Consider the following 19,068-nt stretch of genomic DNA (forward strand, 5'->3'; position numbering starts at 1 on the left):
GCCGTCGTCGTATCCAGCGGAAGGAGTGTCGGCTCAGCTGAACGCGTCGCGGACGTCGCGGCCCGCGTCCTTCACGTGCTCACCGGCCTGCTTCGCATGCGCGGACGTCTCCTCGGCCTGGCCCTCCGCCTGCAGCCGCTCGTTGTCCGTGGCGTCGCCGATACCCTGCTTCGCCTTGCCGGTCATTTCCTCGGTCTTGTTCTTGATCTTGTCGGTGAGGCTCATCGTCGACCTCCAGTGGGGGCTCGAAAAAAGAAGTTCCTTGCCTTTCGAGGAGATTCAGTGCCCGAAGGGCTCCGACTTGAAACCCGTCGGGCGCCTGCCGAGACGAGGCGCACATCCTGTAGGGCATCCTAGGATCCTGTGATTCGAGAGTTCGAGCCGGTCTTCACCGCAATGCGCGTAGCCGTCAGTTCGCAGTTCGCCGTTTTGAGGTCGCTGAGCTGGGAGGCCGCGCCACGCAGGCCGCTCTTCGTCGAAGACCGTCCCACCCGGCCTGGACAGGGCGTGCCGGGAACGTCGCCTCGGACCGGGTGTCAGCTGGCCGCGCGGCCAGCCCACACCGGGCTTTCCACGTAGTGGTTGTCGTAGCGGTCCTGGGTCTGGCCGACCTCCTGCCAGGTGGCTTCGCCCTGGTGCACCTTGTCGAGCAGTCGGTAGTAGTCGAACCGGGGCCTGCCAGGGGTGATCACGACGAGGAAATCGGCGTCCTGGCCGTCGGCGGGAGCGAAGGCGTGCGGGGTGTTCGGCGGGACGAAGAGCACGTCTCCCTTGTGCAGGGTGTGCAACTCGTCTCCGACCAGCATCTCGAGGGCACCGTCGAGCACGAAGAACAGTTCGCCGGAGTGTGTGTGCAGGTGCGGCGGGGCACCGTCGCTGCCGTGCTTGAGCAGGGTGCGGTTGCTGGTCAAGGCGCCGCCGGTGTGCTCCGGGTCGAGTAGCAGCGTGATCACGCTGGCCGGGTCGCTGTCGAGGACCTCGGCCTGGGCTGCGCGTACCAGTGTCACGGTCGGCTCCTTGTGTGCTCGCCAATTTCTAGACATTAGATATCCAGTATCCGTGAAGGCGCCAGTGATCATGGCGGGCGTCACATATTCCTGGACCTGTAGAGTCCAGGAATATGCGGATGAGCCAGGGCGTCGAATGGGCCCTCCACACGTGCCTCAACCTGAGCTGGCTGGACGCCCCAGTGCCCACCAGCGCCCTCGCGGCGTTCTACGAGCTGCCTCCGGCCTACCTGAACAAGCAGCTCCAAGCCTTGGTCCGGGCCGGCATCCTGACGTCGACCTCGGGACCGCGCGGAGGCTTCCAGTTGGCCCGCGCCCCGGGAACGATCTCCCTGCTGGACATCGTGGCAGCGATCGAGGGCCCGGAGGAGCTGTTCCGTTGCGACCAGATCCTCAGCAAGGGGCCGGGGGAACACGCGGGCGTCGACTATCGACAGTCCTGCGCGTTCGCCCATGCCATGCGGGGTGCAGACCTGGCCTGGCGGCGCGAGCTGGCCGGCAAGACCGTGGCTGACGTCCGGGCTGAGGTCGAGCACGGGCACCCCGAGTCTCCCGCCAACACCCGGGCCCGGATCGCGGAACTGCGCTGAGGCCACTGCTTGCGGTTGCGTCTGCGAGAGCAGCGGCGGCGTAGTTCGAGCGCGGGTGACCGGGTCCCCATCGTGCATGGCGTCCTAGGAGGCTAGGTGGAAGATGTGCCGCTGGGAGAGATCTTGGGTGGGCGGTTCTCGTACGGCGTGGACAGCACCACCGTGGTGCGCGTGGTGACGTTGGCCGCGGTCCGGATCTGCTGGAGCAGCCGTTCCAGGTCCGCCGGGCTGGCGACGCGCACCAGCAGCAGGTAGAAGTCCTCCCCCGCCACCGAGTAACAGGAGTCGATCTCCGACAGGTGGGCCAGCCGTTCCGGGGCGTCGTCCGGCTGCGACGGGTCGAACGGCCGGATCGCCACGAACGCGGTCAGCGGCAGATCCAGCGCCTCGTACGAAACGCGGGCCGTGTACCCGCCGATGACGCCACGCTGCTCCAACCGCCGCACCCGCTGGTGCACCGCCGACACACTCAGGCCCACCCGCTCGGCCAGGTCGGTATAGGACAGCCGCCCGTCCACGGTGAGGGCGCCCACGATCGCACGATCGATCTCTTCCACGGCGTCAAGATACCGGTCGAAGCTGGAGCGCCCGACGTCAGCCGCGCGTCAACGACCGTCCGATCACCAACCGCTGAATCTGGTTGGTGCCCTCCACGATCTGCATCACCTTGGCCTCGCGGAACCAGCGCTCCACCGGGTGATCGGAGACGAAGCCGGACCCGCCCAGCACCTGCACCGCGTCCGTGGCCACCCGCATGGCGACGTCCGTGGCGAACAGCTTCGCCTTCGCCGCCTCCACCGAGAACGGCCGCCCGGCATCCTTGAGCCGCGCCGCCGCCAGCATCAGCGCCCGGGCCGCCGACACCTGGGTGGCCATGTCCGCCAGCATGAAGCTCAGCCCCTGGAACTGCGCGATCGGGCGGCCGAACTGCTCGCGCTCCCGGGCGTATGAGGCCGCGTAGTCCACCGCGGCCTGGGCCAGCCCCACCGAACACGCGGCGATGCCCAGGCGGCCCGCATCGAGGGCCTCCATGGCGATGCGGAAACCGCCGTTCTCCGTGCCGACCAGGCGGTCGCCGGGCACCCGGGCGCCCTCGAGGACGATCTGCGCGGGCGGCGACGAGCGCAGACCCATGGTCTTCTCCGGCTTCTGCGGCATCAGCCCGGGTGTGTCGCCGTCGGCCAGCACGCAGGAGATGCCGGACGCGCCCGGCCCGCCCGTACGGCAGAAGATGTTGTAGAAATCCGCCTGCCCGCCGTGGGTGATCCATGCCTTGGTCCCGGTGAGCACCCAGTCGTCACCGTCGCGCTCCGCGCGGGTGGCCAGGTTGGCCGCGTCCGAGCCGCCCTGCGGTTCGGACAGGCAGTACGCGCCGAGCAGGTCACCGCCGAGCATGTCCGGCAGCATCTTGCGCTGCCGTTCGCTGCCGTGCGCGGCCACCGGGAAGCACGACAGCGTGTGCACGCTGACCGCCTCGGCGATCGCCGTCCAGCGCCCGGCCAGCACCTCCAGGACCTGCAGATACACCTCGTACGGCTGGCCCGCCCCGCCATCGGCCTCCGGGTACGGCAAGCCGAGCAGCCCGGCCCGGCCCACCGTGCGCAGCACGTCGCGGGGGAACTCACCGCGTGCCTCGAAGTCGGCGACCCGGGGCGCCAGTTCGCCGTCGGCGATCTCCTGGGCCAGCCCGAGAAGCTCGTAAGCCTCGTCCGTGGGAAGTATGCGATCGACCGTCACGGCATCCAGCTTAACGTTCGTTAGGCGAGGCGGCAGCCTCGGCCCACGCTGCGCCGGCGAAGATTCCGTATCGTCGGCCCGATGATGACGTGGCCGGAAAGCCTGCGACCCAGTGGGCTGGCGTCGCGCCGTGGCGCAGGCGCGTCGGCGCTGCTGGTGTCGGCGACATGTTTGCTGGCCACCATCGCCGACGTGCGGTGGGCGGTGCCAGCCGCCGTCTCGTCCCTGCTGGCCGGTCGCGTCGTTGCGCGGGCGTGGCCAGCCGTGGTGGTACTCGCCGGGACGATCATGGTTGGGGTGGCGATCCTCGTCGCCGTGCCCTCGCTGCTGGCACAGGCCGGCACGCTCGTGGCGGTGTGGGTAGTCGCGGGCCTGGTGTGCTGGCTGGCCGGGGTGGCCTGGCGGCAAGGGACGGAACTCATGCGGGCGGGGTGGGCCCGGGCGGCACAGCTCGAGCGGGAACAGCGGCTGGTCGCCGAGCGGGCACGGCTGCGGGAACGGACGCGCATCGCCCGGGACATGCACGACTCGCTGGGGCACGAACTGAGCCTGGTCGCATTGCACGCGGGCGCCCTGAAGTTGTCGCCTGATCTCGCCGCGGCCCACCGGGATGCCGCGGAGGAGGTCCGCGCGGGGTTGGCGAACGTCGTCGACCACCTGGGCGAGATCATCGGCGTGCTCCGGGACAGCGTCGACGGCCAGGAAGAACGAGCGGTCGGCGCGGGACCGTCCGACCTCGTGCAGCGGGCGGCGGCGGCCGGCGTGCAGGTACGGCTGACCCGGTCCGGCACCCCCTCGCCCACCACCAGCGCCATGCACGACCACGCGTTGTACCGGGTGGTGCAGGAGGCCTTGACCAACGCGACCAAGCACGCCCCGGGCAGCGCCGTCGAGGTCCACCTCACCAGCGAGCCCGCACAGACCGTGCTGCGCGTGGTCAACGCGTGCGCTGAACCGCAGACCGGCGGGTCGCACGGGTCGGGCCTGCTGGGATTGCGCGAGCGGGTCCGGTTGGCCGGTGGCACGTTCGAGGCAGGCCCCCGCGCCGGCGACTGGGAGGTCATCGCCCGGGTTCCCTACGTGTGCCGCGGCGCTGGCGCCGCATCGACGACCGCCGTCGCGGTGCACCACCGGCATCGGCGACGCGTCAGCCGCACCGCTGTCGCGCTGATCCTGGTACCCGCGGTCACCTACAGCGCGCTGCTCGCCGCCGTCGGGTTGTGGCGCCACCAGGTATACAGCCGGGCGGTACTGCGGGCCGACGCGTACGCGTCCTTGCAGGTCGGTCAGCAGCGCACCCGGATCGCGTCCCGGCTGCCGGCACGGCAGGTGCCACACGTCCCGCCGGTCGGCTCCGCGCCGGGCACGGTGTGCGAGTACTACGCGATGACCAGTGACCTGTTCGACGACCGTTCCGGCGACGCGTACCGGCTCTGCTTCCGCGAGGACGTGCTGGTCACCCTCGATACCCTGCGATCGTGACCGTGATCCGGGCCGTGGTGGCCGATGACGAACCTCTCGTACGGGCAGGCGTGCGTGCGGTGCTGACGACTGATGCGGACATCGAGATCGTGGCGGAAGCCGACGATGGACGGCAGGCCATTGACCTTGTGCAGCGGCACCGGCCGCAGGTCGCGATACTCGACATCCGCATGCCGGACACCGACGGGCTGACCGCCGCCGCCGAGATCCGCCGCACCGTGCCCGGCACAGGCGTGCTGATGTTGACCACCTTCGGCGAGGACGACTACATCCTGCGGGCGCTCAGCGGTGGGGCGAGCGGGTTCGTCCTCAAGTCCGGGCCGCCCGAGGAGCTCATCGCCGCGGTCAAGGCTGTGGCCGCGCAGGCTGCCTACCTGTCGCCGCGGGTCGCCGCCCGCGTGGTGGCCCACCTCACGTCGACCCGGGCCGGCATTGATCTGCAGGCGGCCCGGCAGCGGGTGGCCACGCTGACCGACCGGGAGCGGCAGGTTCTCGCGCTGCTCGGCCGTGGACTGTCGAACCGGCAGATCGCCCGGGAGCTGAGCCTGGTCGAAGGTACGGTCAAGGCCCACGTCAGCGCCGTCCTCGCGGGTCTCGGCGCGCCTAACCGGGCTGCCGCCGCGGTCGTCGCCCACCAGGCCGGACTGGGGACCCCGTCAACGCCGCACTGACGACGCGGTCGACCTCGGCGGGCGGTGCCACACCGCGCTCACCCACCGGTGAGCGGCCGGCATTCCCGCGACCAGTGCCGCTACGGTGACCGTGGCGCCCAGCAGCAGTCCGGCCAGGACATCGTGGGGATAGTGCACCCCACCGACGACCCTGCTCGCCGCCACCAGCACGGCCAACGGCGCGGCCAGGATCGCCCATCGTGGGGCGAGGACGAGCAGGCCGGCCGCCAAGGCACCGGCCACGGTGGCGTGGTTGCTGGGAAACGACCAGTCACCCACCGGTGGGCACGCGTCCCAGGTGGACAGCAGGCCCCAGGCGCGGCACGGGCGATGCTCATCCACGACCAGCTTCACCGCCTCGCTGGCCAGGTACGCCACCAGGGCCGCCGCGCCGACCAGGACCGTGCCGGCGGCCGCGGGGCTGCGGCGTCGCCAACCGGTCCGTCCAGTCCACGCCAGCACCAATGCCAGGCCCAGCAACCCCGCGGCGGCACCGTGCCTTCCCGCGGCCGCGAGCCATTCCGGTGCCCGGGCCGCCGACGCCACCACCATGCGATACAGCTCGGCCGATGCACCCTTCGTCACCGCCCGTGGCTGAGCATCGCCCAGTCCGCCCGGCGCCAGCAGCGCCACCCCCGTCGCGCCTGTCACGAGCACGAACACTGATGCTGCCAGCCGCCGAACCGTCGCCATGGCCAGCGAAGGTATTCATCGCCGGCCCCGAAGCCCCGACCGTTTGGACAGCCCCGCCATATGACCTTCGTCAGGGTTGGCCGGACGAGCACCCAGCCGCCACGACCACCGGCGGGCCGGGCTCTTCGCACCCCCACCCGCCGCGCAAGCCGCGACCATGGCACGGACCGATGTGATCGATCTCGTGCCGGGTGGGGTTCAGGCGGGTGCTTCGGTCTGCGCGTCGGCGAGGAAGCGGCGGACCAGCGCCGCGAACTCGTCCGCGCGCTCGATCTGCGGCATGTGCCCGGTGTCGGCGAACATGTGCGAGCGCGCGTGCGGCAGGGCCGTGCGCGCCGCGGCCAGCTGGGTGGCGGGCAGGATGAGATCGCGGTCGCCCCAGACGATCAGTGTGGGGCGCGGGTGCGCGGCCACCTCCCGCAGCAGCGCCGAACGCCAGGTCGGCCGGACACCGCGGAAGGTGCCCAGTGCCCGCGCGGTCTCCAGGAACACCGGCACGCGGTCGGGCTGGGTGGCCACGCGCAGGGCGTGCGCGATGCGGGCCTCGGTGGCGAACGCCCGGTCGTGGAACTGCTGGAGCTCGACGTGCCGCGCGGTCCGCCGGTCGGTGCGGCTCAGCAGCACGCGGCCGAGCCCGGGTACGGCCAGCACGCGCAACATCGAGGTGACCTCGCGGCCGAACCCGGCGCTGTTCACCAATGCCAGGGTCTGCACCCGCGACGGGTCGCGGGCCAGCATCTGCAGGGCGACCGCGCCGCCGAGAGAGTTGCCCATCAGGTGCAGCGGGCGGTGCTCGCCGAGCGCGTCCAGGGTGGCGGCGACGCCGTCGGCCAGCGTGGCCAGCGTGGTGGTCTCGGGCATCCGCTGGGACAGCCCGTAGCCGGGCAGGTCCATGCTCAGCACCCGGAACTCGCCGTCGAACCGGTCGTGCTGGGGATCCCAGTCCTCCAGGCTGCGCCCGATGCCGTGCAGCAGCAGCACGGGCGGACCGGCCGGGTCACCGGTCTCGCGGACCCGGATGCGGACACCGCGTACCGAGACGTAGGTGGTGCCGGGGGCGTCCACGGTCGCGGTCATCGGGCGGCCTCCTGTCCGGTGGTGGGCTGCTCGGCGGGGGGTCTGGTGCGGCTCGCGGCGGCGCGGACCAGCGAGGCGGTGAGCGCGTGGATGACCCGCATGTGGTGGGCCGGGGTGATCCGGGCCAGCAGGTCGGGCAGTTTCGCGCTGGCGCCGATGAGCACCCGGGCCCGGCGGCGGTGCACCCCGTCGAGGATCTGCTCGGCCGCCCTCTCCGGCGGGTAGGTCAGTAGCGCCTGGAAGATCCGCCTGCCCTGCTCGAACTCCTCCGTGGACACGTTCACGCCGACCCGCGCGGACTCGGCGATCCGGGTGCGGATGCCGCCGGGGTGCACCGTGGTCACCCCGATGGTCCGGTCGCGCAGTTCTGCCCGCAGCACCTCGCTGAGTCCGCGCAGCGCGAACTTGCTGGAGCTGTACGCGGACTGCCCGGCCGGGGCGATCAGGCCGTACAGACTGGAGACGTTGACCAGGTGGCTGCCGGGGGCCGCGGCCAGCGCGGGCAGCAGGTGGTGGATGAGCACGAGCGGGGCGCTGAAGTTGACCGCCATCACCCACTCGAACTCCTCGAGGGTGAGCTGCTCGAATCGGCCGCCCAGCGCGACGCCCGCGTTGTTGATGAGCAGGTTGATCGCGGGGTGCTCGGCGCGGATCCGTTCGGCGGCGGCGACCGCGGCGGCCCGCTCGGCGAGATCCACGACGTGGGTCTGCACCGTGATTCCCGGGTACGCCGTGCGCAGCGCCCCGGCGACCGTGTCGAGGCGCAGCGCGTCGCGGTCGAGCAGGACCAGATCGCTGCCGCGGGCGGCGAGGCCGTGGGAGAGCTGTTCGCCGATGCCGCTGGCGGCGCCGGTGAGCACGGCGGTGCGCCCGGCGAAACGGTACGGGCTGAGGCGGGTCATGGGGCGATGTCCTCCAGCGTGGAGTCGGCCGGGGCGGCGGGGGCGGCGCGCCGGGTGAACCTCATGTCGCGGCTGACGTCGGCGCGCGGGGTGGTGAACGCCTCGCGCAGGTGGTTCTGCCGCACGATCCACGGGTCGCGTTCGCCCTGCGCCGGGAACCGGTCCACGCCGCGCTGCACGTAGCCCGAGGTGAGGTCGAGCAGGGGCCGGCGGCGGCCGCCGACCGGGGGAACCGGGGTGGCGCTGGCGTACCCGTGGCGGTCCAGGTAGGTCAGCAGGCGGCAGACGAAGCGTGACGACAGGTCGGCGCGCAGCGTCCAGGAGGCGTTGGTGTAGCCGATGCAGTAGGCGAAGTTCGGCACTCCGCCGAGCATCACCCCGCGGTAGGTCATCTGTGCCGCGATGTCGACCGGTGCGCCGTCCACGCTCAGGGTGACGCCGCCGACCGCCAGCAGGGACAGGCCGGTGGCGGAGACCACGATGTCGGCTTCCAGGACCCGGCCGGAGGCCAGCTTGATCCCCTCGGGCACGAACCGGTCGATGTGGTCGGTGACCACGGACGCCTGGCCCTGCCGTACCGATTCGAACAGGTCGCCGTCGGGCACGACGCACAGCCGCTGGTCCCACGGCTGGTAGGCCGGGGTGAAATGCTCGTCGACGTACGCGGGGTCGCCGAGGTGGCGCACCGCGAAGCGGCGCAGGATCCGCCGCACGCGGTCCGGGCGGTGCCGGGCGAGCTGGTAGAAGCCCTGCGACAGCAGGATGTTCTTGACCCGGGCGGCCCGGTACGCGGCGCGGGCGGGCAGCACCTTGTGCAGCCCCTGGGCCACCACGTCGGTGCCCGGCAGTGGGGTCAGGTACGACGGGGAACGCTGCAGCATGGTCACGTGCGCGGCGGTGCCCGCCATCGCGGGCACGATCGTGACCGCCGTGGCGCCGCTGCCGATGACCACGACCCGCTTGCCGGTGTGGTCGAGGTCGTCGGGCCAGAACTGCGGGTGCACGTACCGGCCGGTGTAGTCGGCCAGGCCGGGGAAGTCGGGTTCGTGGCCGTGCGCGTAGTCGTAGTAGCCGGCGCAGGCGTACAGGAAATCGCAGGTGTAGGTCTGCGGCTGGAGGTCGGTGCCGACGGCCGCCTGGACGGTCCAGCGGGCGGCGACCGACGACCATTCGGCACTGAGCACCCGGGTATTGAACCTGATGTGGCCGGTGATGCCGGCTTCGTCCGCAGTGTCGCGGATGTACTGGCGGATGCTGGAGCCCGAGGCCATCGTCTCGCGGCCCCGCCACGGCCGGAACGGGTAACTGAGCGTGTACATGTCCGAATCGGACCGTACGCCCGGATAGCGGAACAGATCCCACGTGCCGCCGATCCCGGCGCGTGCCTCCAGGATCGCGTACCGGATGCCGGGGCGTTCGTGCTGCAGCCGCCACGCCGCGCCGATCCCGGAGAGGCCGGCGCCGATGACGAGGACGTCGAGGTGTTCCGTCAGCACATCGGACTCCTTCGATCGCCGCGCTGGTTCCGCTCAGTCTCGGGCACCCGCACGCGGGGGACTTGCCTTTGCGCGACACTCATTTAACCTTAGGCGACATGGGATCGATGGTTCGCGCTGCCGGTCTGCGCGGGCTGCCCGACCTCCTGAACAACCTCGGCGGCGACGGCACCGCCCTGCTGGCCCGCTTCCGGGTGCCACCGGCCGCGCTGGACAGTGACGACGCGGTGATCGGTGCCGCCACCGCCGACCGGATCCTGGAGACCGCGGCCGCCGAACTGGCCTGCCCCGACCTCGGGCTGCGCCTGGCCGAACAGCAGGACATGACCGTGCTCGGGCCGCTGGCCGTGGCGATCGAGAACTCGCCCACCTTCGGCGCGGCGCTCGACTGCGCCACCCAGTACCTCTTCGTGCACAGCCCGGCACTGGCGGTGTCACGGATCGCCGACCCCGCCGGTCAGCCAGGAGTGATCGGCCTGCGGTACGCGGGCACCGACGAACCGCTGCCGCCGCAGGCGCTCGACCTCGGCGTGGGCCTGTTCCACCGGATCATCGTGCTGCTGCACGGCGGCCCGTACGGGCTGCGCTCGGTGCACCTGCCGCACCCGCCGCTGGCACCCGTGGCCCGGTACACCGCGTTCTTCGGCGCCGACGTGCGGTTCGGCAAACCCGCCGCCGTCCTGCGCGTGCCCGCGCACCTGACCGCCACCCCCGTCCCCGGCGGCGACCAGGTACTGCGCGACATCGCGCTGGACTACCTCACCCACCACTACCCCGCCCCCGGCCAGACCGTCAGCGCCCGGGTGCAGCACCTGCTGGCGCAGTCGCTGGGCAGCGCGCCGGTCGACATCGCGGCGATCGCCCGGCAGTTGCAGACCCACCCGCGGACCCTGCAGCGGCGCCTCGCCGCCGAGGGCACCACGTTCGCCGCGCTGCTCGACGACGCGCGGCGCGCGGCGGCGTACCAGCTGATCGCCCGCAGTGACCTTCCGCTGTCCCAGATCACCGCAATGGTCAGCCTCACCGAACAGTCTGCGCTGACCCGGGCGGCCCGGCGCTGGTTCGGGGTGACCCCGCGCGAACTGCGCCGCACGCACCACCGCACCTGAACCGCAACCCGCCGGGTCTCCGGGCCGCTGGCCCGGTGGCCGATCCAATGAACCCATGGCCCGGCGAGGCGGCCAGGGGTACGAGGAGTCGGGAAGCCATGGGCGATCGCGGGTGGAAGGCGTACGCGGTCGTGGCGGCCCTGCTCGTCGCCGCGTACCAGATCGTCCCGGACGATCCGTGGTGGGACGCCGGCTGGCAGGTCGGCATCGGGTACGCGGCGGTCGCGGCGATTGTCGTCGGCACCCGGCGGCTGCCGGGGCGGCGCCGATGGCCCTGGTGGTGTGTCGCCGCCGGGCTGGGCGCCAACGCCAGCGGCATCGCGGCGTCCGTCTACGCCTCCGAGGTGCTGCACATCGACTGGTCCCCGACCCCGGGCGACCCGCTGTTCCTGCTGCTGTATCCGGGCTGCGCGCTGGGCTTCGCGCTGCTCATCCGGGCGCGGGAACCGCGCCGCAACTGGGCGGCGATGGTCGACGCGACGACGTTCACCACCGGCCTGGGCCTGCTGGCCTGGGTGTACGTGATCGAGCCGACCGCGCAGAGCGACGACATGACCGTCCTGGGCCGGGCCATCCAGATCGCGTACCCCGTGGGCGACCTGCTGCTGCTGGCGATGCTCACCCGCCTGGTGCGCTCGGGCGGGGCCCGCGGCTCCGCGTTCTGGTGGATGACCGCGTCGGGTGGCGCGTTCTTCGTCGGCGACACGATCTGGGTGGTGCTCGGCAACCTCGACATCGACATCAGCGGGAGCGTTGCGCTGACGCGCGCCGTCGCGATGGTGTTCCTGGTCGCGTACAGCCTGTTCGCGGTGGCGGCCCTGCACCCGAGTGCGGCCGAGCTGGACCGGGCGGCGGTACACACCGCGCCGCGGCTCAGCGGCGCGATGCTGGCCACCCTCACCGTCACGTCCCTGGTCGCCCCCGCACTGCTGGCGGTCCAGGTGGCGGCCGGCAAGGTCACCGACGGACCAGCCATCGTCGTCGGCTGCACCGCACTGTTCCTGCTGGTCGTCACGCGGATGGCGCAACTGCTGCGCGAGGTGGAACGGCAGGCGGACTGCGTACGCGCGCTGTCGCGGGAGGACGAGCTGACCAAGCTGCCGAACCGCCGCGCGTGGAACGACGAGGCGCCCCGCGCGCTGGAGCAGGCCCGCCGGCGCGGCACCCCGATCTGCGTCGCGGTCATCGACCTCGACCACTTCAAGCGGTACAACGACACCCACGGCCACCCGGCCGGGGACCGGCTGCTGGCCGAGGCGGCCGTGGCCTGGCTGGGGGCGCTGCGGCGGATGGACCTGCTGGCCCGCGTCGGCGGCGAGGAGTTCGTGGTGCTGCTGCCGGACTCCGCCGGGGACGAGGCCCGGCAGGTGCTGGCGCGCGCGCTGGCCGTCACCCCGCATGGCCAGACGTTCTCCGCCGGGCTGGCGGCCTGGGACGGCGTGGAGACCTCCGAGGAGCTGACCGCCCGCGCGGACGCCGCGTTGTACGCCGCGAAGTCGGCCGGCCGGAACCGGATCGTGATCGCCTGCGACCCGGCACAGCCGCCGCCGGCACACGCCGCGGCGGCGTGACCCGGCGGCGTGACCCGGCCCCGTTCCGGCAGGCGCCGTCGCGGTCTCAGGTTTTCCTCAAGTTCCGGGGGCGCCGGGCGATCTCTAGATCACCTTGTCCCCGACCCCGGAGGTTGTCATGTCCGTCGGTGCCATCGGCTCCACGCCGTTCGCGGTGCAGGCAGTCGGCCAGCAGCAGGACCCGTACTCGCAGCGGGCGCAGGTCAACGCTCAGGCCGACCTGCTCAACGCGCTGATCAGCCCCGACCAGGCCATGAAGATGGTGGTGGCCAAGCTCAGCGACGGCCAGGGCGTCGACCTGTACCTGTGACCATCGGACGGCCGCGCCGGGCGCGCGCGGCCGTCCACCCGGCGGCGGTGGCCGCGAGCACCGCGACACCCAGCACCCACCCGCCCACCACGTCGGTGGCCCAGTGCACTCCGAGCGCGACCCGGCTCAACCCGGTCAGCGCCGCGACCGCCGCCGCGACGACGCAGAGCAGCGCCCGCCGTACCGGGCGTCCGCGGGTGTGCGGCAGCAGGACGACCAGGAACACCCCGGCGGCCAACGCGGCGTTGAGTGCGTGCCCGGACGGGAACGCATACCCCGCGACCCACGCGACCGGGTCGGGCGGGTCGGGGCGGTGGCGCCGGACGAGCAGGCGGACCGCCAGCCCCAGCAGACCCCCGGCGGCCATGGTGACGGCCGCCCACAGCGCCGGCCCGCGCCGCCCGCGCAGCAGCAGCCACGCCACCAGCAGGCCGGTGGCCACCCGCAGGCAGGCGGGCCCGAACACCGCGCTCACCCCGATCATCACGCGCACCCATCCGGGGTGCTCCAGGGCGTAGCCGTGCATGGTGGCGCTGACCCACCGATCCGCCGCCCACAGCGGCGACCACCCGCTGACCACCAGGACGGTGAGCAGCGTGAACGGCCCGAGAAGCAGGAACGCCGCCGTGGCCGCCCCCGTGCGCGCAAACCCCCGCACAGAGTCCGGGTCGAGCCGGCGCGCGCGGGCGGGCGACCGGGGTGAGGTGGGCATGGGCCCATCAATACCCGATCCGGCCGTACTGATCTGTCCGGATCCGCCGTCCGTACTCTCCGGGTGAGCGTGGCGGGCCGCCGCGCCCCGCCACCTGCCCAGGAGACGCCGTGGACCGTTCCGTACCGACCGGCAGCGGAACGGGCGCGTCCTCGACGGCCCGGCCGCCCGCGACCGGCTCGCTTGTCGACTCCCCGCTGGAAATGCAGCATGACCCGGGCGGCCCGGCCGGGCCGGACCGGGCAGCCACGCCTGCCGAAGCCACGGGGCAGGCCGACGCGGACGACGGTCCGCGGATCATCGCGGCGCCCCCGAAGCCGCGGCGCATCGTGGTGTGGCTGGGCGGCACGCTGGCCGTGGCACTGCTGGCGGGCAGCGCGGTGGTCCTGGCGGCGCTGACCCGCGACGGGGACACCGACCCCCGGCCCATCGCCGTCGGCCCCGGGGCGACCCAGGCCGTGCCGACCGGTCTCGCGGCACCGGCCCGTCCGACCGGGACCCCCTCGTCCGCGGCGCCCACCCGGGCCCGGACCGCCCGGCTCGAGCTGGCGGACGCCGTGACCAGCATCCGTGTCCGGGCCGGCGACACCGGGCGCGATCTCGTCCGCGTCAGCGGCGGGCAGGCCCGCACCGACGGCACGGGCACGGTGGTCCGGGTGACACCCGCGCCCGGCGCGCGGGCCGTGGAGATCACCCTCGACCCGGAGGCCCGCTGGACGGTGCGGACCACCGCCGGGGTCTCCGAGGCGGTACTGGACCTGCAGGCGGCCCGCCTCGACGCCGTCGACCTGAGCGGCGGCGCGGCCCGGATCGAGCTGTCCCTGCCCCGGCCGGAGGGCACTCTGCCGGTGCGCATCGGCGCCGGGATCAACGAGCTGCGCCTGCACGCCGCTGCGGGAAGCCCGCTGCGGATCCGCGCCGGTGGCGGCGCGAACCGTGTCGTCATCGACGGCCGCGCCCGTGACGGCCTGCCGCGCGGCGGGTCGGTCGCCACCGCCGACTTCGCGGCGGCCACGGACCGGGTGGACATCGCCGCGGTCGCCGGCATGGGCACCGTCACGGTCGACCGGACGGCCTGACCGGCCCCGCGCGGCTGGGCGCATCTTCACGCCGGGCACTCAGCACACCGTGTGCGCGACGACGTCGCGTGATGACCGAACGCGTCAACACCGCTCAGCAGCCCCGCACATCCCGGCACCACTCCCCTGACCCGCTCGCCGCCTTGCGGACGCCACCGCTCTCCGTGATGTCGGCCGGATGTGATCCGGTTAACGCGCCCGGAGCCCCGCCCTCTTTGACGGCTTTCGGGGCCCTCACGGGCTTCGTGTCCGCCGCGGCAAGGTTCTCCCCCACCGTCCGGAACTCCTGGGCAAGTTGCGGCCATTGGGCCAGGTGCGGCCAGCAGAGACTGGACTTCGGCCGTCCAGCACTGCGAACCTGCGGTGACTTTGCGTAATTGACAATCGGGTGGGTTGACGGTCCGTACTGAATTGCTAGATTTGATGCATAAGCCAGCTACGCGGCTTTCACCCAGTTCAGACGGTCCCGGAGGTCAGATGCGCACCACGATCAGTGATGACCTGTCGTCACGCGAGGTGACGTTGACGGCTTCCACCGGACCCGCGCTCCCACACCCGAAAGGCTCCCCCGTGCTCGCGTTCAAGGACCTCGCCCCGTCCATCACCCGCCAGCGGCTGGTCGTCGAGGGGTACCCGACATTCGTGATCACCGATGAGCACATCAAGGAGTACCTGCAGAAGCTCTCGGTGGTGACCGACATGATCACGCTCATCGAGCCGGTGACCCACATCAGCGACCTGTACGGCTGGGCCGGCTGGATCCACTGGGAGACCTCCGGCGCCCACTTCTACTCGTGGGAGCGCCCGATCCAGTTCTTCAGCGTGGACATCTACACCTGCAAGGCGTTCGACCCCGAGGCCGTCATCGAGTTCACCCGGGAGTACTTCCGTACCACCGAGATCGTGGCCAAGGAGTTCTGAGCGTGCTGACCGCCACCGATGTCCGCTACGACCTCGACGACGCCGACGTGCGCCGCCGCGTCGCGGAATTCCTCGCCGCCCACCCGGGCCAGACCAGCCGGTTCATCTCCGCGGTCGTCGGCAACGACCACCCGCTGGCCAACGTCGGGCGCACGGTCGAACGGCTGACCTTCGAGGAGGCGTTCGGCAACGACACCGCCGTGATGCTCGCGGAGTACCGCCCGTACGAGGACCGCAGCCTGTTCTTCGTGATCATCGACTGCGCGGACGGGGTCCCCGCGGGCGCGGGCCGGATCGTCGAGGGCACCGGGATCGGCCTGAAGACCGTCGACGACGCCCCCGCGCACATCGGCGTTCCCGCCGAGGCCATCCTCGCCGCCCACGGCATGACCGGCGAGAAGGCGTGGGACTACACCACCGTCGCGGTGCTGCCGCAGTACCGCGGCGGCCAGTCACAGCTGATGGTCAGCTCGCTGATCCACCGCACGTTCCTGGTCGCCGGTGCGCGCGCCGGGGTCCGGCACGTGGTGACCATGCTGGACCGCCGCGCCTACCGCAACATGGCGATGCTGGGCATCAACCTGCAGCCGCTGGCGGGCTCGGGCCCGTTCCCGTACCTCGGGTCGGCGGAGAACCGCGCGGTCTACTGTGACTTCCCCGGGCTCACGGCGGACATCGCGGCCCGCGGCGAGCGCCTGCTCGGGCAGCGGCCGATCGGCGACGACGCCGGTGCGCTCGCCCTGCTCGACCAGCCCACCCGGCTGATCTCCGCCATGGCGTGCGAGCAGGTCGGCACCGGCAAGGGACTCGACGAGCACATCATCCTGACGGACTGGTCGGCTCCGGGCGGGGCTCCGGCCTGAGACGGCACGGGCGTTCGCGCCGCACCGACCTCGGACGGTCAGTGCGGCGAGCGGGTGGACTCGTCGCCCTTTCCGTACGCGGTCAGGAAGCGGTCGCGGAACTCGCTCATCTTCCACACCGGCGCGGACGGGCCCGGGTTGAGCCCGGCGCTCCACCCCCAGCCCGCGATGCGCTCCAGCACGGCGGGGTCCTTGGCGACGATGGTGACCGGGACGTCGTGGGGGGCGCCGTTGCCGCTGACCAGCGAGATGGGCTGGTGGTCGCCGAACATGACCAGCACGAGGTCGGAGTCGCCGTACCGCTGGGCCCACGACACGAGGCTGCCCACCGAGTACGCGACCGAGCGGGCGTACTCGGTACGCACCTGCTTCGACTTCTTCCACAGCACGGAACGGTCCTCGCCGCGCTGCGCCATCGGGCCGTAGATCCTGCCGTCGCCGATCGCGTTCCAGTCGACCATGTCGGGGATCGGTGTCCACGGCTCATGGCTGGAGGTCAGCGTCACCTCCGCCATCAGCGGGGCGTGCCGGCGGCCGTACACCTGCTGCTGGAAGGCGGCCAGGGTGAACTGGTCCGGCATCCGGGACCAGCCGAAGCGCGGGCCGCGGTAGCCCAGGTTGCGGGAGTCGTAGACCTCGTCGTAGCCGTAGAACTTGGCCTCCGGCCAGGCGACCGTGTTGCCGGGCTCGACACCGACCGTGCGCCAGCCCGCCCGGTGGAACGCGTTGGTCAGGGTGAGACGGTCACCGGAGACCAGCTGCCGGTACCGCTGCTGATTATTGATCCACAGTCCGGACTGGAACGAGGCGTGCGCCAGCCAGCTGCCGCCGCCGTACGTCGATGAGGTGAGGTAGCCGCTGCGGGCGGCGAAGCCGGCCGCGGCGAGCTGCTTGTCCCCGGCCGTGAGCGCGGGACCGACGATGCCCGCCATCACGGGGTCGGACAGCGCGGACCGGCCGTAGCTCTCCACCACGCCGATCACGACGTCCTTGCCGCGCAGCGCGGTGAGCAGCTCGCTGGACGGGGTCCCGGCGAACGCGTCCACCCGTGCCTCGGCGGTGAACGCGGCGCGGTCGCGCAGCGCGGCCGGCACCGTGACGATCGCGCGCTTGGCCAGGGCGGCGGTGCTGTCCGAGGCCACCGGCGCGGCCGGGAACAGCGTCGTACCGGTCAGCGCGAACACCATCCACGCGGCCAGCAGGGCGGTGACCGCCCGCCGGGCGGGCACCTGGTGGCGGGCGGTGAGCCGGGCCAGCCGCAGGACCGCCAGGGTGAGTGCGACGGCCAGCGCGCCCGAGCCGAGCACCGCCGCGGCCACGGCCCCGATCGCCCCCGTGCGGCCGGAGGTCTCGGCCAGTGCCCGGTAGCCGTCGCCGAACAGCGGCCAGTCCAGCACCGCGTTGAAACGCCGGCCGAGCACCACCAGGAAGCCGATGTTGACGACCTTCAGGACGGCCAGCGCGCCCAGCCCGGCGCCGAGCACCGCCGCGAGGGGCCGCCGCGCCCGGGCCGGCGCCGCGATGAGCAGTGCCGCCCCGAGGATGCCCTCGAGCGGGATCCGCAGGAACGCGCCGGGCAGGAACACGTCCGGGCGGTGCCGGAGAATGCCCTCCGGCACGACCAGGGCGAAAAACACCAGCGCCGCGGACGCCACGGTGAGTAGGTGGCCGGGCACGCTGCGCCACCCACGCCTGGCCGGCGGTGCCTCGGGGGTCGCATGTTCCTGGTCAGGCCGGGGACGAAGGCGCGTGAGCAGCGACAACCCGAAAATCCTTTGGTCCGGCGCACGGACGGGTCCGTGCGGAGCGGGCGGGGCGAGCTGCGCCATGATCGGCGCACGTCCGGTGATACGTCTTCTGCACGAATTCGGTTCACCGCCCGTGCCCGTACGGTGCCCGCAGGGTCCCGGCGGGACCGCGCAGCATCGCGGTACGCCACGCCGCCGCGACAACCAGTAAGATCCACTCCCGCGGCAGCGACAGCTGCCCGTTCCCCGGGGAGGATCGTGTTGCGTTCGCCTGTGGCACCGGCCATGCGCACCTGGCCGTGGTGGGCCGTGCTGCGGATCGCCGTCGTCGTGCTGTGGTTGCTGGCCGCGGCGACCGCCTGGTGGACCGCGCCGCGCCAGCAGAGCTACCAGCAGGCCAGGGCGGACGTGGCCGCCGGCCGCGTGGCGGAACACCAGTGGGGCGACCGCTGGGACGGTGACACGCGGCGGTGGTTCGGGGATCCCACGTTGCTGTCCTCGGGCACGCTCGGTCCACTCTTCGCGTGGCGCACCCCGGACGGCCGGTGGCATTGGACGGACACCGACACGTACGGAGAGGTCCGCGTCGCCGACGCGGACGAGAAGACCTACGCGGGGCCCGGCGCCGCCGCCCTGGCGCAGGACCTCAGGGCCGCGGACCTCGAAGGCACCAGCGGTGACGTGGCGCAAACGCCGGTCATCACCTGGATGGAGGTGCTGCTCGCGGTGGTGTTCCTCGGGGTGCTCGTCGCCGGGCCGGCCCCGCGGCGGGGCACCCGGTGGTACTGGTTCTGGGTGGTCACCTTCGTGCCGTACGGGCTCGGGCTGCTGTTCTGGACGACCCGCGAGCACCCGTGGGCACGGTCCGCCGCCGTGGACACGGCGCCCGGTGCGGAGCGACCGCGCGACAGCGGCTTCCGCGGCCTCGCCGTCGGCATCCTGTCGGCAATCGTCATCGGCCTGGTGATGCTGGCGCTCCAGCAGGTCCTCGGCGACTGGTGGCTACCCGACCAGGATCCCCACAGGTAGCAGGTCGCCTCCGGGCCGTAGCCGTCGCCGGCCTGGAGAAACGGCGAGGCACCCCGGCGGGGGGCTGCCGG

Annotated in this window: 20 protein-coding genes; 10 read left to right on the forward strand and 10 right to left on the reverse strand. The window is 72.4% G+C overall.

The annotated features are described in order from the left end of the window. Positions 1 to 33: 33 nt before the first annotated feature. Positions 34 to 225 carry a CsbD family protein gene (locus ACMCNO_RS18155; protein WP_412750624.1) on the reverse strand — a complete coding sequence of 64 codons (192 nt, stop codon included), beginning with the start codon at positions 223 to 225 and terminating at the stop codon, positions 34 to 36. 311 nt (positions 226 to 536) lie between these two features. After that, the gene (locus ACMCNO_RS18160; RefSeq protein ID WP_412750625.1) at positions 537 to 1,007 is read right to left on the reverse strand and encodes a cupin domain-containing protein; all 471 of its coding nucleotides are present in this window, start codon (positions 1,005 to 1,007) and stop codon (positions 537 to 539) included. A 119-nt stretch (positions 1,008 to 1,126) separates the two neighbouring features. On the opposite strand from ACMCNO_RS18160, the gene ACMCNO_RS18165 reads away from it, so the two are divergent. Continuing rightward, a complete protein-coding gene (locus ACMCNO_RS18165; RefSeq protein ID WP_412750626.1) occupies positions 1,127 to 1,597 on the forward strand; it encodes an RrF2 family transcriptional regulator in 471 nt (156 codons plus the stop codon). Positions 1,598 to 1,689: 92 nt separating this feature from the next. On the opposite strand, the gene ACMCNO_RS18170 is transcribed toward ACMCNO_RS18165, so the two are convergent. Together ACMCNO_RS18170 and ACMCNO_RS18175 are read right to left on the reverse strand one after the other, a co-directional pair. Next, positions 1,690 to 2,154, reverse strand: a complete 465-nt coding sequence (locus ACMCNO_RS18170) for an Lrp/AsnC family transcriptional regulator (protein ID WP_412750627.1) — start codon at positions 2,152 to 2,154, stop codon at positions 1,690 to 1,692. Positions 2,155 to 2,191: 37 nt separating this feature from the next. Next, positions 2,192 to 3,334, reverse strand: coding sequence for an acyl-CoA dehydrogenase family protein (locus ACMCNO_RS18175; RefSeq protein WP_412750628.1), 1,143 nt, complete (start codon positions 3,332 to 3,334; stop codon positions 2,192 to 2,194). Positions 3,335 to 3,415: 81 nt separating this feature from the next. Here ACMCNO_RS18175 and ACMCNO_RS18180 point away from each other — a divergent pair, with 81 nt between their 5' ends. Continuing rightward, complete coding sequence (locus tag ACMCNO_RS18180) at positions 3,416 to 4,816, forward strand: sensor histidine kinase (protein ID WP_412750629.1); 1,401 nt, start codon at positions 3,416 to 3,418, stop codon at positions 4,814 to 4,816. A gap of 2 nt (positions 4,817 to 4,818) precedes the next feature. Then, the gene (locus ACMCNO_RS18185) at positions 4,819 to 5,487 is read left to right on the forward strand and encodes a response regulator transcription factor (protein WP_412753743.1); all 669 of its coding nucleotides are present in this window, start codon (positions 4,819 to 4,821) and stop codon (positions 5,485 to 5,487) included. On the opposite strand, the gene ACMCNO_RS18190 is transcribed toward ACMCNO_RS18185, so the two are convergent. From ACMCNO_RS18190 to ACMCNO_RS18205, 4 genes are all read right to left on the reverse strand, one after another. Further along, positions 5,473 to 6,180: a phosphatase PAP2 family protein gene (locus tag ACMCNO_RS18190; protein ID WP_412750630.1), complete on the reverse strand. Its 708-nt coding sequence runs from the start codon at positions 6,178 to 6,180 to the stop codon at positions 5,473 to 5,475. The two genes, ACMCNO_RS18185 and ACMCNO_RS18190, sit on opposite strands and share 15 nt — an antisense overlap. 198 nt (positions 6,181 to 6,378) lie before the next feature. Then, positions 6,379 to 7,257 (reverse strand): alpha/beta fold hydrolase, encoded by an 879-nt coding sequence (locus ACMCNO_RS18195; protein ID WP_412750631.1) that lies wholly within the window; start codon positions 7,255 to 7,257, stop codon positions 6,379 to 6,381. Further along, positions 7,254 to 8,159 carry an SDR family NAD(P)-dependent oxidoreductase gene (locus ACMCNO_RS18200; RefSeq protein WP_412750632.1) on the reverse strand — a complete coding sequence of 302 codons (906 nt, stop codon included), beginning with the start codon at positions 8,157 to 8,159 and terminating at the stop codon, positions 7,254 to 7,256. Before ACMCNO_RS18200 ends, ACMCNO_RS18195 begins: the two co-directional genes overlap by 4 nt. Next, positions 8,156 to 9,652, reverse strand: a complete 1,497-nt coding sequence (locus ACMCNO_RS18205; protein WP_412753744.1) for a flavin-containing monooxygenase — start codon at positions 9,650 to 9,652, stop codon at positions 8,156 to 8,158. Before ACMCNO_RS18205 ends, ACMCNO_RS18200 begins: the two co-directional genes overlap by 4 nt. Positions 9,653 to 9,753: 101 nt before the next feature. Between ACMCNO_RS18205 and ACMCNO_RS18210 the strand changes: the two genes are divergently transcribed. The 3 genes from ACMCNO_RS18210 (at position 9,754) to ACMCNO_RS18220 (ending at position 12,645) form a co-directional block, all read left to right on the forward strand. Further along, positions 9,754 to 10,764, forward strand: a complete 1,011-nt coding sequence (locus ACMCNO_RS18210; protein WP_412750633.1) for an AraC family transcriptional regulator — start codon at positions 9,754 to 9,756, stop codon at positions 10,762 to 10,764. Between the two features lie 98 nt (positions 10,765 to 10,862). Next, positions 10,863 to 12,335, forward strand: a complete 1,473-nt coding sequence (locus ACMCNO_RS18215; protein ID WP_412750634.1) for a GGDEF domain-containing protein — start codon at positions 10,863 to 10,865, stop codon at positions 12,333 to 12,335. Positions 12,336 to 12,453: 118 nt separating this feature from the next. After that, positions 12,454 to 12,645, forward strand: a complete 192-nt coding sequence (locus tag ACMCNO_RS18220; protein ID WP_412750635.1) for a hypothetical protein — start codon at positions 12,454 to 12,456, stop codon at positions 12,643 to 12,645. Here the strand turns inward: ACMCNO_RS18220 and ACMCNO_RS18225 are convergent. Next, positions 12,611 to 13,357: a phosphatase PAP2 family protein gene (locus ACMCNO_RS18225; RefSeq protein ID WP_412750636.1), complete on the reverse strand. Its 747-nt coding sequence runs from the start codon at positions 13,355 to 13,357 to the stop codon at positions 12,611 to 12,613. The genes ACMCNO_RS18220 and ACMCNO_RS18225 overlap by 35 nt on opposite strands. Before the next feature lie 110 nt (positions 13,358 to 13,467). Here ACMCNO_RS18225 and ACMCNO_RS18230 point away from each other — a divergent pair, with 110 nt between their 5' ends. From ACMCNO_RS18230 to ACMCNO_RS18240, 3 genes are all read left to right on the forward strand, one after another. Further along, entirely contained in the window at positions 13,468 to 14,436 is a 969-nt protein-coding gene (locus ACMCNO_RS18230) for a hypothetical protein (RefSeq protein WP_412750637.1), read from the forward strand. 477 nt (positions 14,437 to 14,913) lie between these two features. Further along, the gene (locus ACMCNO_RS18235; protein ID WP_412750638.1) at positions 14,914 to 15,357 is read left to right on the forward strand and encodes an S-adenosylmethionine decarboxylase; all 444 of its coding nucleotides are present in this window, start codon (positions 14,914 to 14,916) and stop codon (positions 15,355 to 15,357) included. Positions 15,358 to 15,359: 2 nt separating this feature from the next. After that, complete coding sequence (locus ACMCNO_RS18240; protein ID WP_412750639.1) at positions 15,360 to 16,220, forward strand: hypothetical protein; 861 nt, start codon at positions 15,360 to 15,362, stop codon at positions 16,218 to 16,220. Positions 16,221 to 16,258: 38 nt separating this feature from the next. Here the strand turns inward: ACMCNO_RS18240 and ACMCNO_RS18245 are convergent, their stop codons facing one another. Beyond that, positions 16,259 to 17,896: a sulfatase-like hydrolase/transferase gene (locus ACMCNO_RS18245; RefSeq protein WP_412750640.1), complete on the reverse strand. Its 1,638-nt coding sequence runs from the start codon at positions 17,894 to 17,896 to the stop codon at positions 16,259 to 16,261. Positions 17,897 to 18,253: 357 nt separating this feature from the next. Here ACMCNO_RS18245 and ACMCNO_RS18250 point away from each other — a divergent pair, with 357 nt between their 5' ends. Beyond that, a complete protein-coding gene (locus tag ACMCNO_RS18250) occupies positions 18,254 to 18,997 on the forward strand; it encodes a hypothetical protein (RefSeq protein WP_412753745.1) in 744 nt (247 codons plus the stop codon). Positions 18,998 to 19,068: the final 71 nt, after the last annotated feature.

Origin of the sequence: Krasilnikovia sp. M28-CT-15, assembly GCF_047159595.1 — a bacterium.
Lineage (GTDB): Bacteria > Actinomycetota > Actinomycetes > Mycobacteriales > Micromonosporaceae > Actinoplanes.

Excerpts from the sequence above, each read along its gene's own strand:
- ACMCNO_RS18165 (WP_412750626.1), top strand. The coding sequence starts at position 1,127 with ATGAGCCAGGGCGTCGAATGGGCCCTCCACACGTGCCTCAACCTGAGC.
- ACMCNO_RS18225 (WP_412750636.1), bottom strand. The coding sequence starts at position 13,357 with ATGCCCACCTCACCCCGGTCGCCCGCCCGCGCGCGCCGGCTCGACCCG.
- ACMCNO_RS18155 (WP_412750624.1), bottom strand. The coding sequence starts at position 225 with ATGAGCCTCACCGACAAGATCAAGAACAAGACCGAGGAAATGACCGGC.
- ACMCNO_RS18195 (WP_412750631.1), bottom strand. The coding sequence starts at position 7,257 with ATGACCGCGACCGTGGACGCCCCCGGCACCACCTACGTCTCGGTACGC.
- ACMCNO_RS18200 (WP_412750632.1), bottom strand. The coding sequence starts at position 8,159 with ATGACCCGCCTCAGCCCGTACCGTTTCGCCGGGCGCACCGCCGTGCTC.
- ACMCNO_RS18180 (WP_412750629.1), top strand. The coding sequence starts at position 3,416 with ATGATGACGTGGCCGGAAAGCCTGCGACCCAGTGGGCTGGCGTCGCGC.
- ACMCNO_RS18235 (WP_412750638.1), top strand. The coding sequence starts at position 14,914 with ATGCGCACCACGATCAGTGATGACCTGTCGTCACGCGAGGTGACGTTG.
- ACMCNO_RS18215 (WP_412750634.1), top strand. The coding sequence starts at position 10,863 with ATGGGCGATCGCGGGTGGAAGGCGTACGCGGTCGTGGCGGCCCTGCTC.
- ACMCNO_RS18250 (WP_412753745.1), top strand. The coding sequence starts at position 18,254 with ATGCGCACCTGGCCGTGGTGGGCCGTGCTGCGGATCGCCGTCGTCGTG.
- ACMCNO_RS18210 (WP_412750633.1), top strand. The coding sequence starts at position 9,754 with ATGGGATCGATGGTTCGCGCTGCCGGTCTGCGCGGGCTGCCCGACCTC.
- ACMCNO_RS18220 (WP_412750635.1), top strand. The coding sequence starts at position 12,454 with ATGTCCGTCGGTGCCATCGGCTCCACGCCGTTCGCGGTGCAGGCAGTC.
- ACMCNO_RS18190 (WP_412750630.1), bottom strand. The coding sequence starts at position 6,180 with ATGGCGACGGTTCGGCGGCTGGCAGCATCAGTGTTCGTGCTCGTGACA.